This is a genomic window from Bacteroides eggerthii, assembly GCF_025146565.1.
Lineage (GTDB): Bacteria > Bacteroidota > Bacteroidia > Bacteroidales > Bacteroidaceae > Bacteroides > Bacteroides eggerthii.
On the sequence record NZ_CP102258.1, the window covers coordinates 2,890,886 to 2,915,464 of the forward strand.

Annotated in this window: 22 protein-coding genes; 5 read left to right on the plus strand and 17 right to left on the minus strand. The window is 41.5% G+C overall.

From position 1 onward, the window contains the following. Positions 1 to 18 precede the first annotated feature (18 nt). The 13 genes from atpB to NQ546_RS12010 all read right to left on the minus strand — a co-directional run bounded on the left by atpB (position 19) and on the right by NQ546_RS12010 (position 12,526). The gene (gene atpB, locus NQ546_RS11950) at positions 19 to 1,188 is read right to left on the minus strand and encodes a F0F1 ATP synthase subunit A (RefSeq protein ID WP_004290886.1); all 1,170 of its coding nucleotides are present in this window, start codon (positions 1,186 to 1,188) and stop codon (positions 19 to 21) included. Next, positions 1,172 to 1,597, minus strand: coding sequence for a hypothetical protein (locus NQ546_RS11955; RefSeq protein WP_029429254.1), 426 nt, complete (start codon positions 1,595 to 1,597; stop codon positions 1,172 to 1,174). The genes atpB and NQ546_RS11955 overlap by 17 nt, the downstream gene beginning before the upstream one ends. A gap of 34 nt (positions 1,598 to 1,631) precedes the next feature. Then, positions 1,632 to 1,877, minus strand: coding sequence for an ATP synthase F1 subunit epsilon (atpC, locus tag NQ546_RS11960; protein WP_004290884.1), 246 nt, complete (start codon positions 1,875 to 1,877; stop codon positions 1,632 to 1,634). Positions 1,878 to 1,908: 31 nt separating this feature from the next. Next, on the minus strand, positions 1,909 to 3,429 hold the full coding sequence (gene atpD, locus NQ546_RS11965) for a F0F1 ATP synthase subunit beta (RefSeq protein WP_004290883.1): 1,521 nt from the start codon (positions 3,427 to 3,429) through the stop codon (positions 1,909 to 1,911). A gap of 661 nt (positions 3,430 to 4,090) precedes the next feature. Next, entirely contained in the window at positions 4,091 to 5,125 is a 1,035-nt protein-coding gene (gene galE / locus NQ546_RS11970; RefSeq protein WP_004290882.1) for a UDP-glucose 4-epimerase GalE, read from the minus strand. 215 nt (positions 5,126 to 5,340) lie between these two features. Next, a complete protein-coding gene (rsxA, locus tag NQ546_RS11975; RefSeq protein ID WP_004290881.1) occupies positions 5,341 to 5,919 on the minus strand; it encodes an electron transport complex subunit RsxA in 579 nt (192 codons plus the stop codon). 23 nt (positions 5,920 to 5,942) lie between these two features. Beyond that, positions 5,943 to 6,527: an electron transport complex subunit RsxE gene (gene rsxE, locus NQ546_RS11980; protein WP_004290880.1), complete on the minus strand. Its 585-nt coding sequence runs from the start codon at positions 6,525 to 6,527 to the stop codon at positions 5,943 to 5,945. Positions 6,528 to 6,542: 15 nt separating this feature from the next. Next, positions 6,543 to 7,178, minus strand: a complete 636-nt coding sequence (locus NQ546_RS11985; protein WP_004290879.1) for an RnfABCDGE type electron transport complex subunit G — start codon at positions 7,176 to 7,178, stop codon at positions 6,543 to 6,545. Next, entirely contained in the window at positions 7,175 to 8,167 is a 993-nt protein-coding gene (locus NQ546_RS11990; protein ID WP_004290878.1) for an RnfABCDGE type electron transport complex subunit D, read from the minus strand. Before NQ546_RS11990 ends, NQ546_RS11985 begins: the two co-directional genes overlap by 4 nt. A gap of 23 nt (positions 8,168 to 8,190) precedes the next feature. Further along, the gene (gene rsxC, locus NQ546_RS11995; RefSeq protein ID WP_004290877.1) at positions 8,191 to 9,528 is read right to left on the minus strand and encodes an electron transport complex subunit RsxC; all 1,338 of its coding nucleotides are present in this window, start codon (positions 9,526 to 9,528) and stop codon (positions 8,191 to 8,193) included. Between the two features lie 37 nt (positions 9,529 to 9,565). Beyond that, complete coding sequence (locus NQ546_RS12000) at positions 9,566 to 10,426, minus strand: Fe-S cluster domain-containing protein (protein ID WP_004290876.1); 861 nt, start codon at positions 10,424 to 10,426, stop codon at positions 9,566 to 9,568. A 38-nt stretch (positions 10,427 to 10,464) separates the two neighbouring features. Then, complete coding sequence (locus tag NQ546_RS12005; RefSeq protein WP_004290875.1) at positions 10,465 to 10,884, minus strand: SoxR reducing system RseC family protein; 420 nt, start codon at positions 10,882 to 10,884, stop codon at positions 10,465 to 10,467. 202 nt (positions 10,885 to 11,086) lie between these two features. Beyond that, positions 11,087 to 12,526 carry a DUF3078 domain-containing protein gene (locus tag NQ546_RS12010; RefSeq protein ID WP_004290873.1) on the minus strand — a complete coding sequence of 480 codons (1,440 nt, stop codon included), beginning with the start codon at positions 12,524 to 12,526 and terminating at the stop codon, positions 11,087 to 11,089. 205 nt (positions 12,527 to 12,731) lie between these two features. Between NQ546_RS12010 and NQ546_RS12015 the strand changes: the two genes are divergently transcribed. The 4 genes from NQ546_RS12015 (at position 12,732) to NQ546_RS12030 (ending at position 19,888) form a co-directional block, all read left to right on the plus strand. Further along, positions 12,732 to 14,345: a CTP synthase gene (locus NQ546_RS12015; protein WP_004290871.1), complete on the plus strand. Its 1,614-nt coding sequence runs from the start codon at positions 12,732 to 12,734 to the stop codon at positions 14,343 to 14,345. Between the two features lie 34 nt (positions 14,346 to 14,379). Continuing rightward, positions 14,380 to 16,227 (plus strand): membrane protein insertase YidC, encoded by a 1,848-nt coding sequence (gene yidC / locus NQ546_RS12020; RefSeq protein WP_004290870.1) that lies wholly within the window; start codon positions 14,380 to 14,382, stop codon positions 16,225 to 16,227. 99 nt (positions 16,228 to 16,326) lie between these two features. After that, the gene (locus NQ546_RS12025; RefSeq protein WP_004290869.1) at positions 16,327 to 17,658 is read left to right on the plus strand and encodes an MATE family efflux transporter; all 1,332 of its coding nucleotides are present in this window, start codon (positions 16,327 to 16,329) and stop codon (positions 17,656 to 17,658) included. Between the two features lie 112 nt (positions 17,659 to 17,770). Next, a complete protein-coding gene (locus tag NQ546_RS12030) occupies positions 17,771 to 19,888 on the plus strand; it encodes a S9 family peptidase (RefSeq protein ID WP_004290868.1) in 2,118 nt (705 codons plus the stop codon). 150 nt (positions 19,889 to 20,038) lie between these two features. Here the strand turns inward: NQ546_RS12030 and NQ546_RS12035 are convergent, their stop codons facing one another. Further along, positions 20,039 to 21,148, minus strand: a complete 1,110-nt coding sequence (locus NQ546_RS12035) for a PspC domain-containing protein (protein WP_004290867.1) — start codon at positions 21,146 to 21,148, stop codon at positions 20,039 to 20,041. 46 nt (positions 21,149 to 21,194) lie between these two features. After that, entirely contained in the window at positions 21,195 to 21,521 is a 327-nt protein-coding gene (locus NQ546_RS12040) for a PadR family transcriptional regulator (RefSeq protein ID WP_004290866.1), read from the minus strand. A gap of 268 nt (positions 21,522 to 21,789) precedes the next feature. Between NQ546_RS12040 and NQ546_RS12045 the strand changes: the two genes are divergently transcribed. Next, positions 21,790 to 22,287: a GNAT family N-acetyltransferase gene (locus tag NQ546_RS12045; RefSeq protein ID WP_004290865.1), complete on the plus strand. Its 498-nt coding sequence runs from the start codon at positions 21,790 to 21,792 to the stop codon at positions 22,285 to 22,287. Positions 22,288 to 22,389: 102 nt separating this feature from the next. Here NQ546_RS12045 and NQ546_RS12050 read toward each other — a convergent pair whose 3' ends face one another. Together NQ546_RS12050 and ybaK are read right to left on the minus strand one after the other, a co-directional pair. Continuing rightward, positions 22,390 to 23,952, minus strand: coding sequence for a peptide MFS transporter (locus NQ546_RS12050; protein WP_004290864.1), 1,563 nt, complete (start codon positions 23,950 to 23,952; stop codon positions 22,390 to 22,392). A gap of 119 nt (positions 23,953 to 24,071) precedes the next feature. After that, a complete protein-coding gene (ybaK, locus tag NQ546_RS12055) occupies positions 24,072 to 24,551 on the minus strand; it encodes a Cys-tRNA(Pro) deacylase (protein ID WP_004290863.1) in 480 nt (159 codons plus the stop codon). Between the last annotated feature and the right edge of the window lie 28 nt (positions 24,552 to 24,579).

The window sequence follows — 24,579 nt, forward strand, 5'->3', positions numbered from 1 at the left end:
ATATTCTCGATTATCTTATCATTTCATTACTTTCTCTTCCGCTTTCCCCTTATGTTCCTCCTGTGCCAGACCTATAAATACAGCCGACAACATAGTAAACACGTATGCTTGGATAAAGGCAACCAGTAATTCCAACGCGTTCATAAAGATGTTAAACAATACCGAAGCCACTGTCAGCGTTCCATTCAAAGCAGGTCCCATACTTGCCGATATAAATATCAGGCAAGTAAGCACCAACATTGCCATATGCCCTGCCAACATGTTAGCAAAAAGACGGATCATCAATGCAAACGGTTTTGTGAAAATTCCGAAGAACTCTATAAAAGGCATCATAGGCACAGGTACCTTCAACCACCAGGGTACATCCGGCCAGAAAATATCTTTCCAATATGCCTTAGTTCCAAAAATATTAACGGCAAGGAATGTACAGACAGCCAGTACCATTGTGATTGCAATATTTCCGGTGACATTTGCCCCACCCGGAAATATTGGAATCAATCCCATAAGGTTATTTATGAAGATAAAGAAAAAGGCAGTCAGCAGGTAAGGTGCAAACTTACGATACTTCGGACCCACACAGCTCTTTATAATATCATCATTCACCATCATTATAAACATTTCCATGAATCCGATGAAACCACCCGGCGCTGCACTGCCTTGCGGATGCTTACGGTACCATTGCGCTACACTCAGGATAATGACGAGCAGCAATACGCTATTGATAAGCAATGCTAATGTTACTTTTGTTATAGATATATCCCAGGGGCGCACCTCATTACCGGCGTCATCATATTCTACCAGCTTTCCTTCATATTTACTGCCTTCCGGAGCTATGGAAAAACCTTCATAACTTCCGCCGTTTTCCTCCAAACGGGAAGACAGGAAAGCATGCCATCCTGTTGTACTGCTATATAAAATTACAGGCAAAGGAATAATGACTTGCGTTTCTCCAAAAGCAGTGATGTGCCATTCGTACGAATCGCCAATATGTCCGAATACAATCTCCTTTACGTCCACCGTATTCTTCTCTTGTTCCGCAGGAGTCACATCGTCACGTTGAGCCATGCTGTCAAGCTCAGCCACAAGTCCGTCTTGGGTAACGGGAATACTGTCGGCCTGTACAACAGCAGGTGACAATGCTCCCAGCACCAGCAACGCTCCGGTTAATATGTTACGCAATCGTTTCATTTTCTTTTCTCTTTTTCTTTTTTAACTTCCGGTTGGCTTCAAAAGTGAAGAAAAACCAAGAGTCATAAATCAAATATATCAGATAGTTCACAATAAACGTCAGCAGGAACTCTTTTGCTTCTTCGCGTACTGCAACACAATACACCAGCATTACAATGATAGAAGCGAGCATTCTCATAACACGCATCAACAGATATATCTGCAACATCCGCCCCGGCATCCGATGACGGCAACTTTCGACCATGTTTATCATAAACACGCCAAAAGTCAGAAAGAATATCGGTATCAACGGGTAACCACCGAAATAATGATGCGGGAACACCGAATAGTAAGCCCAACCGCCTATACCTCCTATCAATACAGTCAAGAGCGTTATTTGCCACAAATAGTTCCGTTTTGTAATGCTCACGTCTATATGCAATTTAAGGTTGGAAATCAAAAACTCAGTCCACACAGACCGAAGCTTTGTTATCGTTCATCTCTACAAAACCGCCATGAATATCCTGTACATGTTCTTCTCCGTCCTTTGTCACATAAGACAGCACACCGGCTTTCAACGATGATACAATAGGCGCATGTTTCGGCAGAATAGTAAACGATCCAAGCGTACCCGGCAAAGTAACACTGTCAACTTCACCATTAAAGATCTCCTTATCCGGTGATACAATATCCAAATGCAGTCCTTTCATTTCTTTAATCTATTGAGATTTACTACAAAAACTATTTCTTAGCTTGTTCCAACAGCTTCTTGCCTTTTTCTATCGCTTCTTCAATAGTCCCGACATTCAAGAAAGCCGGCTCGGGCAAGTAGTCCACTTCACCATCCAGAATCATCTTAAAGCCTCTGACTGTATCTTCTATGGAAACCATCGTACCGGGAACTCCGGTAAACTGTTCGGCAACAGCGAACGGTTGGGAAAGGAAGCGCTGTACACGACGTGCACGATTTACCAACGTACGGTCGGCGTCCGAAAGTTCTTCCATACCAAGAATAGAAATGATATCCTGCAATTCTTTATTACGCTGAAGAATCTGCTTCACACGTTGAGCCACTTCATAATGCTCCTGCCCTACAATATGCGGATCAAGAATACGAGAAGTCGATTCCAACGGGTCAACAGCCGGATAAATACCAAGCTCAGTAATCTTACGGCTCAATACAGTTGTTGCATCCAAGTGTGTAAAAGTAGTGGCAGGTGCAGGGTCGGTCAAGTCGTCAGCCGGTACATAAACTGCTTGTACGGAAGTGATAGACCCGTTACGCGTGGAGGTGATACGCTCCTGCATAGCACCCATTTCAGTAGCCAACGTCGGCTGGTAACCTACGGCAGAAGGCATACGCCCCAACAATGCAGAAACTTCAGAACCTGCCTGCGTGAAACGGAATATATTGTCAATAAAGAACAATATATCACGCGGTCCATTCGACTCGGATCCCATATCCCGGAAAGACTCCGCTACCGTCAAACCGGATAGTGCGACAGACTGACGTGCACCCGGCGGTTCATTCATCTGACCGAATATCAAAGATACCTGCGATTTAGCCACCTCATTATAATCAACCTTGGAAAGGTCCCAATGACCTTCCTCCATCCCTTTCTTAAATTCTTCACCATAGCGAATCACACCGGATTCAATCATTTCCCTAAGCAAGTCGTTTCCTTCACGAGTACGCTCACCTACCCCGGCAAATACAGAAAAACCGTTTTGTTTCTTGGCAATATTGTTGATCAGTTCCTGAATAAGCACAGTCTTACCTACACCGGCACCACCGAACAAGCCAATCTTACCACCTTTACTGTATGGTTCCAGCAAGTCGATAACTTTGATACCTGTATAGAGCACCTCTTGTACAGTAGTCAAATCTTCAAATTTAGGGGGTTCGCGGTGAATGGGATAAGCACCGGTACGATCCAACTCTTTCATTCCGTCAATAGAGTCACCAACAACATTCATCAAACGGCCTTTAATCTGTTCTCCTATCGGCATAGTAATCGGTCCGCCCAGCGGATAAACTTTCATGCCTCTCTGTAAGCCGTCCGTACTATCCATCGCTACGGTTCTCACTGTGTTTTCACCAATATGCTGCTGCACCTCTACAATCAGCCTCTTACCATGACTCTTTTTTATTTCCAGCGCGTCGTGAATGCTTGGCAGCATCAGTTCTGCCTCCGTACCTTCAAAATAGACGTCTACAACAGGTCCTATAACCTGAGAGATATGTCCAACAATCTGTGACATAAGCAATCTTTTTATATTCTGTTTTCTTAATTATTATCTAGTAAAGTTATTAGTTGTCGCGTATCATCATCATCCTACTGACCTAGTCGCGTCTTCTGTCATTCAATCTCACTTTCCTCTATTAACATTTACGCCAAGCCATTTGTTCATTCAAAATAGTTACATAAACAACCTCACAAATGTATAAACAAATCAGGTCTAATTGTTCTCCTTAGAAGCTTTTTTTCTATAAATTATACGATTTTGAACGTTTTATACTACAATAAGAACAATCTATTCCATATATAATAACGTTGGTTAACAATTAGTAATGCACCTAATTGAAGAGATTATTCATCCCAATCCATATCTGCATCCGGATTCTTGCCTCGACTGATAAAATCACAATGAACCAAAATATGATGGAAATAGGGAAAGAATCATCTTAGCATAAAAAAATAAGCCTTGTCTCTCGACAAGGCTTATCACAACACAAACACAAAATAAAACACGACAAAACTACTATGCAATCGTACCTGTCTATGCCGGGGAGGCATACGTACTAATTATGGATATTCACATACACATAAGCAGCTTCAGGCTGATTTGCATGTAATAAACAAATGCAGGAACGCATTTGTTTATATCCTATCTGTTAAAAAAAGACAAACTCATTTATTCGTCATTGAATACCTCTTTCACGAAGTTTCAACTGCCAATTCCATGCAGAAAGTAAAGTATCTTCAATGCCTACTTCCGCTTTCCAACCTAATTCATTATTAGCCAGTTCAGGATTAGCCCATACTTTCTCAATGTCTCCGGCACGACGACCTACAATCTGATAGTTTAACTTCACACCGGTTGCTTTTTCAAATGCATTGATCAATTCCAATACAGAAAGTCCACGTCCCGTTCCGATATTGAATACTTCCACCTTCTCTTTCTGTTTCTTCTCCAATATGCGGCGGATAGCTACAACATGAGCTTTTGCCAAATCCACAACATTGATAAAGTCACGAATACAAGAACCATCAGGAGTATCATAATCATCACCAAATACACTCAATTTTTCGCGGATACCAATAGCTGTCTGAGTGAGATAGGGTATCAGATTTTGTGGCACACCGTTAGGCAACTCACCAAGCAATGCAGTAGGATGAGCACCGATCGGATTAAAATAACGCAATAAGATAGCATTAATAGGAGCACCGGAAGCAACTGTGTCACGAACAATTTCCTCATTAATTTGCTTCGTGTTTCCATAAGGTGATTCCGCTTTCTTGATAGGCGCCTCTTCCGTTACAGGAAGATGATCCGGCTGACCATATACAGTACAAGAAGAAGAAAACACAATTCCCTCTACCCCATGTTTCGGCATCAACTCAAGTAAGTTTATCAAAGAGACCAAGTTGTTGCGATAATAAAGCAACGGTTTCTCCACAGACTCTCCCACAGCTTTACTTGCTGCAAAATGAATAATCGCTTTAATGCCTTTATATTTGGTAAACACAGCGTCAAGACCGGCGTAGTCCAAGCAATCCAACTTTTCAAAAACAGGACGGATGCCTGATACCTTTTCAATGTTGTCAACAACATCTGCGCTGGAGTTTGATAGATTATCGATAATGATAACTTCATAACCTGCGTTCTGAAGTTCTACAACAGTATGAGAACCAATATAGCCGGTTCCACCTGTAACCAAGATTTTTTCTTTCATATTAAAATAGATAATTTAGCTTTTAGGTTATCATTAGGCTACAAATGTAAGGAAATAAATTCAGAATATATACAGATAGACAAAAAAAATGAACCAAACATTACTCTATTCCGACTGTGTTCGATAACTCCAACAATAAAAAAAGCGGAGAAACCACTCTCTCATTTTATAAAGAGAATAGCTTCTTCGCTTTATCTTAACTGATTAAGCCTACCTTATATCTTAACTACACCGGAGAAGCCCATAAATGCCATAGCCAGCAAACCGGCAGTAATCAGGGCTATCGGAGTTCCTTGCATACCTTTCGGTACATTCACCAGACTCATCTGTTCGCGTAATCCCGCAAAGAGTGTCAATGCCAGACCAAAACCAATAGCAGTAGAGAATGCATAAACCACGCCTGTCAGCAAATCATAATCTTTCTGGATAACGAGAATAGCCACACCAAGAATACAACAGTTTGTCGTGATCAGAGGCAAAAACACGCCCAATGCCTGATATAAAGAAGGAGATACTTTCTTTAAGATAATCTCTACCATCTGTACCAATGCGGCAATCACAAGAATGAAAGTGATAGTTTGCAAATAACCTAAATTGAAAGCATCAAGCACATACTTCTGGATGAGGAACGTCACAATTGTTGCAATAGTAAGCACGAATGCCACTGCTGCCGACATTCCCAACGCAGTCTCCACTTTCTTGGATACTCCCAAAAACGGACAAATACCCAAGAATTGCGACAACACAATGTTATTAACAAAGATTGCCGAGATAAATATCAATATATATTCCATAATATCAATTTATGAATTACAAGTTATGCTTTCTTGAAACTGTTGACCAATGCAATGAGGTATCCCAAAGCAATGAATGCACCCGGAGCAAGGACAAAGACCAACATACCGTATTCTTCGGGAAGAATAGTAAGGTTGAAAATCTTGCCTGTACCCAAGAACTCGCGAACAGCACCTAATAAAGTCAATGCAATAGTAAAACCTAATCCCATGCCCAGACCGTCAAAAAACGATGCCATCGGATTATTCTTAGCAGCAAACGCTTCGGCACGCCCCAATACAATACAGTTTACTACAATCAGCGGAATGAACAAACCTAATGTTGCATAAAGAGCAGGAACATAAGCCTGCATCACCATCTGCAATAATGTAACGAACGATGCGATTACAACTATGAAAGAAGGGATACGTACCATGTCCGGAATTAAGTTCTTTATAGCAGAAATTACTACATTAGAACAAATGAGCACGAACATTGTAGCCAATCCCATACCCATACCATTGATAGCAGACGAAGTAGTGCCTAACGTAGGACACATACCAAGCAGGAGCACAAACGTAGGATTCTCTTTAATAATCCCGTTCATCAACACTTTAAAATTATTCATATCTCTACTCCTTTCTTATTTAGCACTGACAGAATCAGTGAGTTCAACTTTAATAGTAGCTCCCGTAGCGCCATCAGCCGTATTTTGACCGGCATATGCTGCATATGCAACATTTACAGCATTCAGAAAAGCACGTGAAGTAATGGTCGAAGCCGTAATAGCATCTACCTTACCGCCATCTTTACTTACAGTTAAAGAGGCTTCACCGGGATTCATACCTGTAATATCTCCCTTATTTCCTTTCTTGAACCAATCGGCTGCTTTGGAACCCAACCCCGGAGTTTCTGCATGTGATAACAAAGAATAATCAATAATCTTACCTTCTGCATCGAAACCAACCAATACCTTCAGCTCACCACCGAAGCCCATAGAAGTCGCCTCGACAGCCGCACCAATGAATTTGCCTTCTTTGGTAGCCGGATATACAGAGTATTCAACACCGTTCACCTCTTGAATTTTCTTGTCTGCAATCGGATCATTGTCAAAACCCGGAACGACTGCACTTACTGCATCGCTCAGCGTTTTAGCATTAGCTTGCGCAATAGGCTCCTTTGTCAGTTCGTTTACATAAGCCAGCAGTGCTACGGAAATAGCAGTAACTCCCGTAAGTACCAGCAACATATTCTTTAAGGATGATTCTAACTTTTTCATTTCTTCTTCGCTACCTCCCCAAAGCGTTTAGGTTTAACATATGTGTTAATCAGCGGAGTGAACGCATTCATAATCAGAATAGCGAACGACATACCTTCAGGATATGCGCCGAACAGACGAATAACGACTGTCAGCAGACCGATGCAAACACCGTAAATCAACATTCCTTTATGGCTCATCGGAGAAGTAACATAATCTGTGGCCATAAAAACAGCACCCAGCATCAAACCGCCCGACAGCAATTGTACTACCGGAGACACATAAATTTCCGGATTAACCAAATACATGATACCGGAAAAAACAAATACTGTACCCAAGATAGCAACAGGAATATGCCATGTAATAATTTTCTTCCATAACATATAGGCCAGTCCCAACAACAAAGCCAACGCACTGACTTCACCCAAACAACCGCCATTGTTACCAATCAGCAAATCGAAAGATGCAGGAAGATCACTTAAAGACATTCCGGGAGCACCGTTTATAACGCCTTTCATAATAGCCAGCGGTGTGGCGGCCGTAGTAGCATCCGTATATGCAGTCAACTGTCCGACAGCCGGCCATGTTGTCATCTGTACAGGAAAAGAAAGCAACAGGAATACACGTCCTGCCAATGCCGGGTTAAAAGGATTACAACCTAAGCCACCAAAAGACATCTTGCCTACACCGATAGCAAACAAAGCGCCCAAAATGATAATCCAGATAGGAAGGTTGGAAGGTAAGTTAAATGCTAGCAACACACCTGTGATAATGGCAGAACCATCACAGATAGTTGTAGTTTCTTTTTTCATCAGGAACTTGCCGATAGCCCATTCAAAGAACAAGCAGGCTGCTACGGATGTAGCCGTAACAATCAGCGCACCCAGTCCGAAAAAGTAAAGCGACACAAGAAATGCAGGGATCAATGCTATAAGCACGCCATACATATTCTTCTTTACGCTGTCACCGCCATGAACGTGGGGCGAAAGGGATACGATTAATTTATTCATAAGATTATATTAAATTAAATCTTTCATTTTTTTACTTGACGTGCACGTATCATCGCTCCCACTTTACCTTTACCCAAACGGATGTAATCCAGCATCGGACGGTTAGAAGGACAAGTGAACTGGCATGAGCCACACTCGATACATGACATGATATCTTCTTTCTCTACTCTTTCAAAGTCTCCATGAGCCGATACAGTAGCAAGCAAATAGGGTTCCAGTCCCATCGGACAAGCAGCTACACATTTAGCACAACGGATACATGGTTGTACCTCACCGCGTTTAGCCTCTTTATCGTTCATAATCAGAATACCGGAACTACCCTTAGCTGTCGGCACATCTGTATTTATCAAAGCTTTACCCATCATCGGACCACCGCCGATAATCTTCCCCGTATCTTCAGGCAGACCGCCACAAGCATCAATCAATTGTTTCATCGGCGTACCGATACGAGCCAAGAAGTTGGAGGGGTGAGATAAAGACTTACCAGTTACGGTAATGACACGCTCAAACAAAGGTTTATTCTTCTGTACAGCCTGATATACGGCAAATGCAGTACCAACGTTCTGAACAACTGCACCGGTAGAGATAGGCAATGCACCGGCAGCAACCTGACGATTGATGACAGCATCAATCAGTTGCTTTTCGCCACCTTGCGGGTATTGGACTTTCAAAGGAACAACCTCGATGCCTGCATAACCGGAAGCCACTTTCGTCATTAACTGAATAGCATCAGGCTTATTATTCTCAATACCGATAAATGCCTTATTCACTTTTACAGCTTTCATCAATATGGAGACACCTACCATTATTTCTTCGGCATGCTCCAACATCAATTGATGATCGGCAGTCAAATAAGGTTCACACTCCACTGCATTAATAATCACACATTCTGCCTTAAATGCAGGCGGCGGACACAACTTAACCTGTGTAGGGAAACAAGCGCCTCCCAACCCTACGATACCTGCATCCGCAATTTTCTTCACAATCTCCTCGGCTGTCAGATTACATTCTTTCACCAATGTCTCGGTACGGTCAATACTTTCTTCCCATTCATCTCCTTCTACATCAATGAAAATGGCAGGCTTTGCGTATCCGCTGGCATCTACAACAGTGTCAATTTTAGCGACCTTGCCGCTGACAGACGAATGAATAGCAGCCGATACGAAGCCACCGGGTTCGGCAATCTTTGTACCTACTTTCACAACATCACCCTTGGCTACGATAGGCTTAGCAGGAGCTCCAATGTGCTGCCCCAGCAAGATAACAGCTTTTGCCGGAATCTCCGCCTGTACGATAGGCTGATGTGCTGAAAGTTTATTTTCGTGTGGATGAACTCCACCGATTGAAAATGTCTTCAACATACAATTCTGTATTTTAGTCGTTTAATTACTTTTAATATTATGCCTCTGCTTTCGGAGCTTCTCCTTCTGTTTTGGGTTTACGTGGAGGGAAGTTGAGTGCGATAATTGTACCTTGCGGACAAACTTCCTCACACTTACGACAAGATTTACACTTATTTGGATCAATATACGCCAAATTATTTTCCAGTGTAATCGCTTCGAAAGGACATACTTTCACACACTTACCACAACCGATGCAAGCTACGGTACAAGCCTTACGTGCTACGGCACCCTTATCCTTGTTTACGCATTGCACGTACACACGACGGGATTTCTTACCTTGAGGACGAATTTCAATGATGTTTCTCGGACAAGCCTTGGCGCATGCACCACAAGCAGTACATTTAGACTCATCTACTTCAGGAAGTCCTGTTTCCGGGTTCATATGGATAGCGTCAAACTGACAAGCGGTTACACAGTCTCCACAACCCAGACAACCAAAACTACATCCCGTTTCACCACCGTAAAGAGAAGCTGCAATAGCACAACTCTTTGCACCGTCATATTGATTGACGCGAGGACGGTTGGCACATGTTCCGTTACATCTCACCACTGCAACCATAGGTTCGGCAGTAGCAGCATCCAATCCCAAAATTTCAGCAACCTTCGTCATAACGGGTTGTCCCCCTACCGGACAAAGCTTACCTTCGAGTGAACCTGCTTTGACACAAGCGTCTGCAAAGCCACTACATCCCGGGTAACCACATCCACCGCAGTTTGCTTGAGGCAGCACAGCTGCCACTTGTGCAATTCGCGGATCTTCATACACAGCAAATTTCTTAGAAGCAACATAAAGAATAGCGGCTGATACCAACGCTATAGCTCCTAATGAAATTACTGCAATCAGAATTACATTCATAAATTAGTTGTTTATTAATTATTTGTTTTATGTATTAGTTAGTTCATTGGTTTGACCGAAAAAGAGAACTTCTTCCTCAATTGCGATTTATTCAGCCACAGTACATAATAATAAGGTATAAGAAGAGCTAATGAACAGAGTGCGGAACTCAATTCATCATTCCATACAGCCATCAAGACAAAGAGAGAAAAGACTAAGAGCAAAAAAGGAAAAATGAAAGCCAACAGCACTGCCATTGCCCCCATTGACAGCTCACCGATTACCCACACGTGGTCGCCAGGCTGATAAGAAAATGTGCCGTCATTGGTAACGTCAATGATTTTCTCTTTTGTATCGGACGAACTGCAATGTCCCTTGATACTGCATGAAGCACATGCTGATGTCTGAACAATTCTCACTTGAAGATGAGAACCGCTTATGTTTTCCACAATACCCTGATGTTTTATAGTATTCGCCATTTTGCAAAGTGTGCATTACAAATCGCGGCAAATTTACGCATTATTTGCGAACTGCAAGGGATTAGATTGTTTTTTCTGTGTACGCAAACATTCTTTTTCCCGTTTTTAGTGATTTTTCTTTATTTTTTCTACTAAAAACACAAAAAAGCGCTCCGCTGTCATCCAACGGAGCGCCCCTCTTGGCCATTAACAATGTATATGGTTACCATTTGTAATTAATACCAAAACTCAACAATTCTTTTAATTGAAAATAGCTATCCCCTTCGGTCGGTTTGGCACTGTCGTCAAAACGAGCATGTACATAGAGCTTAGTGGAAAGATAGCGGTTCAGTACAAAATTTACAGTGTTTTCCCATTCGACACGCGTCCATTCATAGCTGGTCTGAAAATCCAAACGTGAATCTAAGACGATAGAAGGTATGATAGTCCATGAAATCGTAGGTTGCACCTGAGAACCGAAATTATGCTTAACGCACTTACCTTCGTCCAAACCGAACTTCACTTCATCAACTTCTTTGTTGCCTACGTAACGCATCATATAAGTCAATGGAGCTATAAAAACCGATAAATTAAATTTCTTTTTTTTCAATTTGTAGTCCATACCAATACTGGATGCCCAGTCCGCCGGAGCGAAGAATGCAGAAACCAACTCCTCACTATTAGCTTTATAACCATGACAAAATTGAGTTTTAAACTCTGTTGTTATGGTATAGTACCATTTGGATGCGGCCTGAATACCTATTTTACTATAAATTCGAAGTTGGTCGGTGCTTACCAAATAATCATGAAATTCATCGGAAGGAGCAGAACTAAAACCTAATTTAGCATCCAATAAATTCTCCCATTGTACTTTTTCCTTATCATTATAATTGGCAAACAATTGTAGATTGGCAAGCAAAGCATTAGTACTTTCACCACCTTTATACCAATTGTCAGAGATATAGTTTTGCGTAATTTGTAATGAACCGTTTCCACCGGTTACCCACCAGTTGGGTTTCTGTATCACAACTTCCGCATCTTCTTTCACTCCAATTATTTTCTCTTGGGCAAAAAGTTTGGCAACGGAAGGTTTGGAAGAGACTTCCTTTTCAATATTGTCCTTAAATACCTTTGTTTTTTTTATTTCCTTTTCAGTCATTTCCACTAAATCCGGACGATTAACATATGTGTTCATCATCACGCGATCCACAACTCTGTTCGCATTCTCTTTCGATAAAAAGCTCAATGTATCAAACGGCAGAAGTTCTTTCGTCATAGCGGGTACTGTATCCTGTTTTTGAAAAGTCCAGTTAACCTGCGACAAACGCTCCATTGGAGCATAGTAATAAGTAGTAGGAACAAACAAGCGATAGTAGTCCGGATTATATGCAATATAACGTTCAGGAGTAGCCGGATCATTCAAATAATTCAGCACACCAAAATACTTTTCATACAACACAGAGACTGTATCCAACTGATATCCTCCATTATGCGGTTTCAGTTTCAATATCCAGTTTTGACTCCAAATGCCCGACAATGTATCCGCACTTTCTGTTCTAGCCTGCTTCTTTATATCTTTTACAGAAGTTAAAGAATCCTGTGCTATCACCGGAAATGAAAATAGTACGGCAACTAATCCTATTAAAATACGTCTATTCCTCATATATTCTTAAAATCTATATTTGAACGCAAAATTAAACCAAAATGTTCAGATTACAAAAAGAGAGAAGTGAAAGTTTATCAGAACCTTATTATGCATGCATATTCCACTTTTTATAATTGTTTTCACAAAACTGTTATGTACTTCCTCTTTTTTTTCATAATTTTGCGCTTTAATTTTTAGAGAAAACATTTAAAACAGTATAGCTGTGGGAGAAACAAAGTATATTTTTGTCACCGGTGGTGTTGCCTCTTCATTAGGCAAAGGTATTATTTCATCATCCATCGGTAAGTTATTGCAAGCAAGAGGTTATAAAGTAACAATTCAAAAGTTCGACCCGTACATCAATATTGATCCGGGTACACTGAACCCTTATGAGCATGGAGAATGTTATGTAACGGTAGACGGTCACGAAGCAGATCTTGATTTGGGACACTATGAACGCTTTCTGGGTATCCAGACTACCAAAGCTAATAACATTACAACCGGACGCATTTATAAGAGTGTCATTGATAAGGAACGTCGTGGCGATTATTTGGGAAAAACGATTCAGGTTATCCCTCATATAACAGATGAAATCAAGCGTAATGTAAAATTATTAGGCAACAAATATAAATTTGATTTCGTCATTACCGAAATCGGAGGAACGGTAGGTGATATCGAGTCACTTCCGTATTTGGAAAGTATCCGCCAATTGAAATGGGAATTAGGTAAAGACGCGTTATGCGTACACCTTACATATGTACCTTACCTTGCTGCAGCAGGTGAGCTGAAAACAAAACCTACTCAACACTCTGTAAAAGAACTGCAAAGTGCAGGAATTCAGCCTGATGTGCTTGTACTCCGCACAGAACATGAGTTGAGCTCCAATTTACGTAAGAAAGTAGCTCTTTTCTGTAATGTTGATGAGAATGCAGTTGTACAGAGCATTGATGCACCGACTATATATGAAGTGCCTATTTTGATGCAAGCCCAAGGACTAGACGAAACCATTTTGAAGAAAATGGGACTTCCTGTTGGCGACACTCCGGGCTTAGGACCTTGGCGTGCTTTCCTTGAACGCCGTCATAAAGCAGAAGCAACAGAACCGGTACACATTGCTTTAGTGGGTAAATACGATTTGCAGGATGCATACAAATCTATCCGCGAAGCTCTTTCACAAGCGGGAACCTATAATGACCGTAAGGTATCGGTAGATTTTGTAAACAGCGAAAAACTGACAGATGAGAATGTGGCTGAAGCATTGAAAGGCATGTCAGGTGTTCTCATCGGACCGGGCTTTGGCGAGCGTGGAATCGCGGGCAAGTTTGTAGCCATCAAATATGCACGTACGCACGATATTCCCACATTCGGAATCTGTTTGGGTATGCAGTGCATAGCTATTGAATTCGCACGCAATGTTTTGGGATACACAGACGCTAATTCACGCGAAATGGATGAAAAGACGCTTCATAACGTCATTGATATCATGGAGGAGCAAAAGTCCATTACCAATATGGGTGGTACAATGCGTTTAGGTGCATACGAGTGTGTATTGCAAGAAGGCAGCAAAGCATTTGAAGCTTATGGTACAGAACATATTCAGGAGCGTCATCGCCACCGATACGAATTTAACAATGCCTACAAAGCCGAATATGAAGCAGCCGGTATGAAATGTACAGGTGTCAATCCGGAGTCCGATTTAGTTGAAATCGTAGAAATTCCTACGTTGAAATGGTATGTCGGCACTCAATTCCATCCGGAATACAGCAGTACGGTATTGCACCCGCATCCATTGTTTGTAGCTTTTGTAAAAGCAGCTATCGAAAATGAAAAGAAGTAATCATTACTAATTTATATAATTCATAATTGATTAAATGGATAAAAACACCATCACAGGCCTCGTCCTAATAGCGATTCTGTTAGTCGGATTCAGCTTTCTAAGTCGTCCGAACAAGGAGCAATTGGCTGCGCAACAACGCTATTATGACTCCATAGCCCAAGTACAACAGCGCGAGGCTGACCTGAAAGCTAAAGCTGAAGCTGCTCTGGCTAATAACAAAGAGGCTCAAACAACCGACTCTACCGCCCTTTTCTTTGATGCGCTTCAAGGAACCGATTCACAGGTTACAATACAAAATAACCTTGCAGAGCTGACAGTAGCCACCAAAGGCGGACGTATTTCATCGGCTACATTGAAAGAGTATATGGGACAGGACAAAAAGACCCCTGTCACTCTGTTCAGTGGAGATGACGCTTCCATGAATTTCCTTTTCTATAACAAGAAGGAAACGATACAGACAGAAGATTACTATTTTAAAGTAGTAGATTATACGGATAGTACTGTAACAATGCGTTTGTCAGCAGATAGTGCCAGCTATATCGACTTTAAGTATTCCATGCACAATGACACCTATTTGGTAGACTTTACGATTGATGCGGTAGGTATGGCAAACAAATTGGCAAGCACCAAATATGTAGATATTGAATGGTCACAACGTGCACGTCAGATTGAAAAGGGATACACATACGAAAACCGTTTGTCAGAGCTAACTTATAAAATCACCGGAGACGGAACCGATTATTTATCTGCCGGCAAGAACGATGAAAAAGAAGTTGCGGAACGCCTGGACTGGATTGCTTTCAAAAATCAGTTCTTCTCCTCTGTATTCTTGGCCGATGCTGATTTTGAGAAGACAAAATTGAGCTCAAAAATGGAGACACAGGGCAGCGGATATATCAAAGACTATTCTGCAGAGATGAGTACAGTTTTTGATCCGACCGGAGAAAAAACGACACAGCTGTTTTTCTATTTCGGCCCCAATCACTATAAAACGCTGACTGCACTTGATAAAGGACGTACTGAAAAGTGGGAACTTAACCGTTTGGTATACCTTGGTTGGCCGCTGATTCGCTGGATAAACAAGTGGTTCACCATCAACATCTTCGACTGGCTATCAAGCTGGGGTTTAAGTATGGGAATTGTATTGTTGCTGATGACATTGATTGTAAAAGCGGTGGTATTTCCTGCAACTTGGAAAACATATATTTCTTCAGCTAAAATGCGTGTGCTGAAACCGAAAATAGACGAAATCGGCAAGAAATATCCTAAACAGGAAGATGCCATGAAAAAGCAACAGGAAGTAATGGGGCTTTATAGCCAATATGGAGTCAGTCCAATGGGGGGATGTTTGCCGATGCTGATTCAATTCCCTATTTTAATGGCATTGTTCATGTTTGTGCCAAGCGCCATTGAACTTCGCCAACAAAGTTTCTTATGGGCTGATGACTTGTCCACATACGATGCATTCATTAACTTCCCGTTCCATATCCCATTTTTGGGTAGTCATCTTAGTTTGTTCTGTTTACTGATGACAGTAACGAATATTCTGAATACCAAATTTATGATGCAACAGCAGGATACGGGTGCTAATCCACAAATGGCAGCAATGAAATGGATGTCATATTTAATGCCTGTCATGTTCTTATTCATTTTGAACGACTATCCTTCAGGGTTGAACTATTATTATTTTATTTCAACGCTTATCAGTGTAGTGACTACGCTCATCATGCGTAAAACGACGAACGAAGAAGCTCTTCTTGCAGAACTGGAAGCTAAGAAGAAAGATCCGAAGAAAATGAAAAAGACCGGTTTCGCTGCTCGTCTTGAGGCTATGCAAAAGCAACAGGAACAGATGATGAAAGAAAAGCAAAACAGAAAATAAACTTCTGTTTAAGGCATTTTTCAGAGGGGAGCCGGACAATATACATTGCCCGGCTTTCTTTTCCTTTTTCAACTATATCAAAAAATTAATTTATTGAACATGCAAACGAAATACACCTATAAAGAAATCTGGCTTATAGCCTACCCTATCCTAATCAGCCTGCTTATGGAGCAGATGATTGGCATGACAGATACCGCTTTCCTGGGACGCGTAGGAGAAATAGAGTTAGGAGCATCCGCCATTGCAGGTATTTTCTATATAGTAATGTTTATGGTTGCTTTCGGCTTCAGCATCGGAGCGCAAATATTGATTGCGAGACGTAACGGCGAACAACAATATAAAGAAATAGGTAACTTATTTTATCAAGGAATCTATTTTCAATTGGGAATGGCAGCGGTTATGTTTATTGTCTGCTACTGTTTTGCACCGGTAATATTGAAACGGCTCGTCTCTTCCGAACACATCTACAATGCAGCAATGAGTTATCTCAATTGGCGCGTATTCGGTTTTTTCTTCTCTTTTACAGCTGTAATGTTTCGTGCTTTTTTCTTGGGAACGACACAAACTAAAACACTGACATTGAACTCCATTGTCATGGTATTAAGCAATATCATATTCAATTATGTCCTGATATTCGGTAAATTCGGAGTCCCGGGCCTCGGTATTGCCGGAGCTGCAATCGGTTCATCTTTAGCAGAACTGGTATCGCTTATATTCTTCATACTTTATACCCGCAGTCGTATTGACATCCGCAAGTACGGGTTAGACAAGATACCGGGCATCCGCTGGAATATACTCAAACGTATGCTTAACGTCTCTTTTTGGACAATGGTACAAAATTTCCTGTCACTCTCAACATGGTTCCTACTTTTTTTATACGTAGAGCATTTGGGAGAACGTTCACTTGCAATTACTAATATTATCCGTAACGTATCAGGCATCATGTTCATGGTTATGATGGCATTTGCCTCGACTTGCGGTTCATTAGTCAGCAACCTTATCGGAGCGGGAAATATCAATTGTGTACCGGGTACAATACGACAGCATATACGAATTGCCTATGCTTTCGTATTGCCATTCGCCATTTTCTTTGCATTATTCCCTAAGCTGATATTGAGTGTATATACAGACATGCCTGAATTGCAGGAAGCCGCTGTTCCCTCACTTTGGGTACTCTGCTCCGCCTATCTGTTCCTTGTACCGGCCAACGTTTATTTTCAGTCTGTATCGGGAACAGGAAACACACGTACGGCATTAGCTTTGGAAATGATAACACTGGTGATTTATACTTGCTATATCACATACATTGTAGCCTATCTGAAATTAGATGTAGCATTTGCATGGACATCAGAAATCGTTTATTCCATAGGCATTTTAGTGCTTTGTTACTTTTATATGAAGAAAGGGACGTGGAGCCTGAAAAAGATTTAAGAGATAAATTACTAATAACAAATTACCAATGACAAGTCAAAGTCCATAATAGTAATTTGTTATTAGTAATTAATTCCTTATCTTCGCTACTAAAATAAATATTCAAACAGATATGAAACAATCAAACCTATTATTTATGTCGGCAGCAATGATGTTAGCGTCCTGCGGCGGAACCGGAGGTGCAGAACAAAACACCGCACTTATTGGAAAATCGGATATTCAAATAGAGGGTAAACGTATGACACCCGAAGCACTTTGGGCAATGGGACGTATCGGTAGTGTAGTCGTATCGCCCGACGAGAAACAGATTGCTTATTCGGTGGCCTATTACAGCGTACCGGAAAATAAGAGCAATAATGAGTTGTTTGTCATGAATACCGACGGCAGCAACAATAGACAAATAACCTGTGACAATTGGCAGGAAAGCCAACCCACCTGGATTAAAGATGGAGCGAAGATTGCTTTTCTCTGTAATGAAACCGGCAGCAGTCAAATATGGGAAATGAATCCGGACGGCACAGCCCGTAAGCAACTTACCCAATATGACGGAGACATTGAAGGCTTTTCTTTCTCTCCCGACGGTAAAAAACTGCTTTTTATCGCTCAGGTGAAAACCGTACAAAGCACCGCCGACAAACACCCCGACTTACCCAAGGCAACCGGTATCATCGTTACTGACTTAATGTACAAGCACTGGGATGAATGGGTAACAACTGCTCCGCACCCTTTTGTAGCAGATTTTGACGGTAACAACATCAGCAACATACAGGACATCTTGGACGGTGAGCCTTACGAAAGTCCTATGAAGCCTTGGGGAGGTATAGAGCAGTTAGCCTGGAGTCCTTCCTCTGACAAGATCGCTTACACTTGCCGCAAGAAAACCGGATTAGCCTATGCAATCTCCACTAATTCCGACATTTACATCTATGACCTTGCCACTAAGAAAACTGAAAATATAACTGAAGAAAACAAAGGTTACGATACCAATCCCCAATACTCTCCCGACGGCAAATATATTGCCTGGCAGAGTATGGAACGCGATGGTTACGAAGCTGACCTGAACCGTTTGTTCATTATGGATCTTGAAACCGGAGAAAAGCGTTTTGTGAGCAGATCGTTCGAGTCCAATGTGGATGCTTTCCTATGGAATAAAAATTCCCAAAGCATATATTTCATCGGTGTATGGCATGGGGAGACGCAGATATATAATATAAACCTTGCAGACAATGACCGGCTGACTCAGCTTACTGATGGTATGTACGACTACGCTTCCCTTGCCCTTTGCGGCGACAAAGTGATAGCCAAACGCCATTCCATGAGCATGGGTGATGAAATCTACGCTGTAAACAACGTACGCAACGGCGATATTTTTGCTGAAGCCAAACAACTGACATCCGAGAACAAGCATATCTACGACCAACTGGAAATGGGTAAGGTAGAAGCCCGCTGGATGAAAACAACTGATGGAAAGCAAATGTTAACATGGGTAATCTACCCACCCCAATTTGATCCGAACAAGAAGTATCCCACCCTACTCTTCTGTGAAGGTGGTCCTCAAAGCCCCGTCAGCCAGTTCTGGAGTTATCGTTGGAACTTCCAGATTATGGCCGCCAACGACTATATCATCGTAGCTCCCAATCGGCGTGGTCTTCCGGGCTTCGGCGTAGAATGGAACGAAGCTATCAGCGGGGATTACGGCGGCCAATGTATGAAAGATTATTTCACCGCCATTGATGAAATGTCAAAAGAGCCATTTGTCGACAAAGACCGACTGGGGTGTGTCGGTGCCAGTTTCGGCGGTTTCTCCGTCTACTGGCTTGCCGGACATCATGATAAACGCTTCAAAGCATTTATTGCCCACGACGGTATCTTCAACATGGAAATGCAATATTTGGAAACAGAAGAAAAATGGTTTGCCAACTGGGATATGGGTGGCGCATACTGGGAAAAGAACAATGCTACTGCCCAACGCACTTTTGCCAACTCTCCTCACCTTTTTGTAGATAAATGGGATACTCCTATCCTCTGTATTCATGGTGAAAAAGATTTCCGCATTTTAGCCAACCAAGCTATGGCAGCCTTTGATGCAGCCGTAATGCGTGGAGTACCAGCCGAACTTCTTATCTATCCGGATGAAAACCATTGGGTGTTGAAACCACAAAATGGCATTCTGTGGCAACGTACATTCTTTGAATGGCTTGATAAATGGCTGAAACCTGCTGAAAAATAAAGAAGAGAACCTGACAGAGAATATCAGAAAAGGAAGTTAACATCGTTAGTGGGACGATGTTAACTTCCTTTCTTTATGATGTTAACTTATTACAAACTATCTTGTTAACTTCATATCTGCTACGATGTTAACAGAATCATTATCATTCTCCTACCATGCCATTACTCCCAGCATTGGGAATGTTGCTCCCTGCATAGCAAAGCAGATACCAAATACCGCCGCACTTATAATCCAAAGAATAACCAAAGTCCATTTCAATCCGGAAACCATAGGCTGCCATTTGAATATTTGACAGAATATTGCCCAAACAAGGCTCACCAATGGAATGCCCACCAACAGAAGGCCTGCAATATACATTACAATAGCAGACAACGGAGACGTAGGTAGCACCACATTAAAAGTGGGAAACATCGAAATAAGTGCAGCTCCACCACCAATGGCAACCATTACTGCTGCAAAAAGCAGAGCTACAAATACGACCCCGAATACAAACAATAACGGACTGCAAATGATGGCGAATATCACCAAACATATTTTGAAGAACAAACCGACAACCATGACTAATGCATCACCCAGTTTTTGCAAAAAAGTACGGGGTTTGTCAGACCTCATATAATCATTCACACCATTGGCAACCTTTTCAAAACCACCGGTAACCGTCTTTCCTATATTGTCCACTGTAACAGCCTCGCCTCGCATGCTCAGTTTTTCGGCTGCCGTACGAGCTTCAGGAACGATAATCCAACAAATAATATAAGCTGGAATCAGGAGTTTAAACCCAAAAATCATGATTATGACAAGTGCCAAACGGAAGACTGTTACATCCCATCCCCAATAAGCAGCCAGCCCGCTCACCACACCCCCTAGCATCCTATCATCGGGGTTACGATAAAAACGATGACGTACTTTCTCCGTACTCGTAGAAAAGTTTGCACCTGCATTACCGGAACAGCTACCTCCCTCCCAACTTTCCGTTTTGGCGCCGGCTTCATTTCCATCAGGTTCCAGTTCTTCGGGTTTGCCCATGCGTGCGATAACTTCTTCCACATCGGCAATAGTAATCACTTGCGACCCTGCAGTAAGTTTTTCTGTAAACAGTTCGGAAATACGACGCTCAATATCATCAATAATCTCGTCCGCACCGGCTTCCTTACGGAAATGTATTTTCAAATTGCTCAGATAATTATCTAAAAGGCAGTAGGCATCTTCATCAATGTGAAAAACAGTTCCGCCTAAATTTACCGTTAATGTCTTTTTCATTGTTATATGTTTTTATTTATTATTCTATTACTTATTTGTATAGCTACTAGCTATTTGCAATATGATCGACCGTATCGTTCAACTCCTGCCAGGATGTTTCCAACTCGCCCAAGAAAACCTCTCCTTTTTCTGTAAGCTTATAATATTTACGTGGTGGCCCCTGCGTGGACTCTATCCATTCATAACTTAACAAATCATCGTTTTTTAAACGAGTGAGCAACGGATAGAGCGTTCCCTCTACCACTATCAGCCGGGCCTCTTTCAACTTTTGTATGATATCCGAAGCATAAGCCGGCTCTTTATGGAGCAATAGCATGATGCAATACTCAAGCATGCCCTTACGCATTTGCGATTTTACGTTATTAACGTCCATAATCTATTTGTCATTAAAATGTTTTTTAATTACAGCAAAAGTGTTACACATTTTGTATGACACAAATATATGCATTATGCAAGTACCTTGTATTACAAAGTACCTTACATTAATATTATTTAAGAAATAAGTATCCAAAACTGTTGCATATACTATGCCTGCCATCTTTACAGATAATCTTCTAATATGCTATAAATATCTATATAATAGAATCTATTTGTAGTAAAGTATATTATATTTGCATCAGATTAATATAAACACAACAAATATGTTTACTATCAGAAAAGCAACAAGCACCGATTGTGAATTGATTCACAAACTGGCATGGCAGATATTTCCCGAAACTTATAAGGAAATACTATCAAAGGAACAAACTGAATATATGATGGAATGGATGTACTCCATAGAAAATATCCGTAAACAAATGGAGGAAGAAGAACATGTTTACTTTATAGCCTACGAAGAGTGCGAAGCAGCAGGTTATGTATCCATACAACCACAAGGCAAAGATTTATTCCACTTACAAAAGATTTATGTACTCCCCTATTATCAGGGGGCACACTGTGGGAGTTTCCTGTTTCGCGAAGCTGTAAAATATATAAAAGAGATACATCCGGAACCATGTATGCTGGAGTTAAACGTAAACCGCAATAATAAAGCACTGCACTTTTACGAACACATGGGGATGAAGAAACTAAGAGAAGGAGATTTTCCGATTGGAAACGGATATTACATGAATGATTATATAATGGGAAAGGAAATATGAGGACAGTAATTAGTGGCTGGTGATTAATGATTAGTATGGCTGCGCTATCATCTTGCACAGTTTCCGCTTAATCATTAATCACCAACTATTAATCACTAATTATTATTTTGCCACTCTCTCCAGCCACTTAACCATAGAGAGCATTACAATCATAGAAGCACCTGTTGCACCTACAAAGACTAACCAGCATGCCCAAATTGGAACGGTAGTATACAGAATACCTCCAATGAAAAGTAGTGAGTTGCCTACTGCAGTTGCTGCCAACCAACAACCCTGCATCAGACCTTGCAAATGAGGAGGAGCCACTTTGGATACGAAAGACAATCCTAACGGCGAGATAAACAATTCGGCAACCGTAAGAATGAAGTACAAACCAATCATAATCCATGGGGTCACACGAATCGCACTGATTTCAGCGGCACTCATAGTGCTCAACACATCCTTATCGGGCAAAGTAAATGAGAATATCATCAGGAATACGTACGCCAATGCTGCAATTCCCATACCGATAGCAATCTTCATCGGAGTAGAAGGCTCTTTGCCGGTCTTCTTCAAAGAGCCGAACAACCACATGATAAACGGAGTGAGGAATACAACAAAGAACGGGTTCACACATTGGAATATTTCTGCCCCCTTGATACGGGTAAAGCCAAGGTCGATATCTATTACGCTCAGATCTACATAGTCACGTGCAAAATATGTCAGCGAATAACCATTCTGATGGAATGACAACCAGAAAAAGATTACCACACCGAATACAGCAAACAATGCATAGATACGTTGTTTGATTTCAGCAGCACTCATTTTGATTTCTTCCTTACTTACAGTAGTATTCTGCTCTTTAGCTGCTGCAACCTTCTTTGCCGGATCGGGGAAACGTTTTTTATTAGCCAGATAGATTACCAATGAAATCAACATAGCGACAATCGCAGCCATGAAAGCGTATTGGAAACCACGATTAAACACATCCAGATAGTTGTTGACAAATGCGCCCATATCAGCCACATGGCTACCGTCAAGCGTAACTTTTTCTGCCAAAGATGTGAGATTCTCCATTGCCTGAGGAGCCATTTTATCACCTTCTTTAAGGAATTGGTGGCAAAGTTCGGGCAAGGTGGCATCATAATCGAAGTTGTTCACTTTCAGCCACCAGTTACGCACACCGATAGCAATCCATGGAGCAAAGAAGCCACCGATATTGATAAACATATAGAAAATCTGAAAACCGGAGTCACGCAAGCTCGAGTACTTAGGATCATCATACATCTGACCTACCAATGCCTGAAGATTTCCTTTGAACAAACCGTTACCGAACGCAATGACCAAAAGTCCAAAGCAAGTCAGTCCGAGATAAAGTCCCATGCTGGGAACAGGTGTGGGAGTGGGAATGGCAATAATAAGATAACCGACAGCCATCATCACTAAACCGGCCAAAATAGTGCCTTTAAAATTTTTTGTCTTGTCAGCAATGATACCGCCTGCTAATGCCAAAATATAAATAGATGCATAGAATGCGGAATAGATATATCCGGTTGTCGTTTCCGACAGTCCGAACTTCGCCGAGATAAACAGTGTAAGGATTGCCATCATAATATAGAAGCCGAAACGCTCTCCCATATTAGCCAAAGCGGCAGCAATCAATCCATTAGGGTGTTTGCTAAACATAAAAATAAGTTTTTGTAAATTAGTAATTAGTATTGATTAATTTATATTTTTTGCAAATATATGCTTTTCGTCGAGATTTCCGGTAAGAAAACAGAATATCTCTTGGCAAAACCTAACCTTTATGCCTCAAACAGGATGCAGACTTGGGCATGAACTTCTTTTATCAGATCTTCCGGATTGAGTTTGAGCTGCAGGCCACGTTGCCCCGCACTTATATAAATATAAGGGAACTGCAGGCAAGTTTCGTGAATATAGGTAGGAAAAGCTTTTTTCATGCCGATAGGCGAACAGCCGCCACGAATATATCCCGTTAATGGAAGCAATTCTTTCATCGGGATGAGATCGCATTTCTTGTTACCGGAAACTTTCGCGGCCAACTTCAAATCAACCTCGTGTTCGCCGGGGATGACGCACACAAAATAACCAGTCCTGTCACCATGCAATATCAAGGTCTTAAAGACCTGCTCTATGTCCTCTCCCAAGCTGGCGGCAACATGTACAGCGCTCAGATCTTTTTCATCCACTTCATACGGAATAAGTTCATAAGCAATTTTTGCCTTATCAAGCAGCCGGGCTACATTCGTTTTATTAATTTTCATTTCCTTATTTGCAAACTATAAACTACGA

Bases quoted from the DNA above. Each gene is read 5' to 3' on its own strand.
- atpB (WP_004290886.1), bottom strand. From the start codon at position 1,188: ATGAAACGATTGCGTAACATATTAACCGGAGCGTTGCTGGTGCTGGGA.
- atpC (WP_004290884.1), bottom strand. From the start codon at position 1,877: ATGAAAGGACTGCATTTGGATATTGTATCACCGGATAAGGAGATCTTT.
- atpD (WP_004290883.1), bottom strand. From the start codon at position 3,429: ATGTCACAGATTGTTGGACATATCTCTCAGGTTATAGGACCTGTTGTA.
- galE (WP_004290882.1), bottom strand. From the start codon at position 5,125: ATGAAAGAAAAAATCTTGGTTACAGGTGGAACCGGCTATATTGGTTCT.
- rsxA (WP_004290881.1), bottom strand. From the start codon at position 5,919: ATGGAATATATATTGATATTTATCTCGGCAATCTTTGTTAATAACATT.
- rsxE (WP_004290880.1), bottom strand. From the start codon at position 6,527: ATGAATAATTTTAAAGTGTTGATGAACGGGATTATTAAAGAGAATCCT.
- NQ546_RS11985 (WP_004290879.1), bottom strand. From the start codon at position 7,178: ATGAAAAAGTTAGAATCATCCTTAAAGAATATGTTGCTGGTACTTACG.
- NQ546_RS11990 (WP_004290878.1), bottom strand. From the start codon at position 8,167: ATGAATAAATTAATCGTATCCCTTTCGCCCCACGTTCATGGCGGTGAC.
- rsxC (WP_004290877.1), bottom strand. From the start codon at position 9,528: ATGTTGAAGACATTTTCAATCGGTGGAGTTCATCCACACGAAAATAAA.
- NQ546_RS12000 (WP_004290876.1), bottom strand. From the start codon at position 10,426: ATGAATGTAATTCTGATTGCAGTAATTTCATTAGGAGCTATAGCGTTG.
- NQ546_RS12005 (WP_004290875.1), bottom strand. From the start codon at position 10,884: ATGGCGAATACTATAAAACATCAGGGTATTGTGGAAAACATAAGCGGT.
- NQ546_RS12010 (WP_004290873.1), bottom strand. From the start codon at position 12,526: ATGAGGAATAGACGTATTTTAATAGGATTAGTTGCCGTACTATTTTCA.
- yidC (WP_004290870.1), top strand. From the start codon at position 14,380: ATGGATAAAAACACCATCACAGGCCTCGTCCTAATAGCGATTCTGTTA.
- NQ546_RS12025 (WP_004290869.1), top strand. From the start codon at position 16,327: ATGCAAACGAAATACACCTATAAAGAAATCTGGCTTATAGCCTACCCT.
- NQ546_RS12030 (WP_004290868.1), top strand. From the start codon at position 17,771: ATGAAACAATCAAACCTATTATTTATGTCGGCAGCAATGATGTTAGCG.
- NQ546_RS12035 (WP_004290867.1), bottom strand. From the start codon at position 21,148: ATGAAAAAGACATTAACGGTAAATTTAGGCGGAACTGTTTTTCACATT.
- NQ546_RS12040 (WP_004290866.1), bottom strand. From the start codon at position 21,521: ATGGACGTTAATAACGTAAAATCGCAAATGCGTAAGGGCATGCTTGAG.
- NQ546_RS12045 (WP_004290865.1), top strand. From the start codon at position 21,790: ATGTTTACTATCAGAAAAGCAACAAGCACCGATTGTGAATTGATTCAC.
- NQ546_RS12050 (WP_004290864.1), bottom strand. From the start codon at position 23,952: ATGTTTAGCAAACACCCTAATGGATTGATTGCTGCCGCTTTGGCTAAT.
- ybaK (WP_004290863.1), bottom strand. From the start codon at position 24,551: ATGAAAATTAATAAAACGAATGTAGCCCGGCTGCTTGATAAGGCAAAA.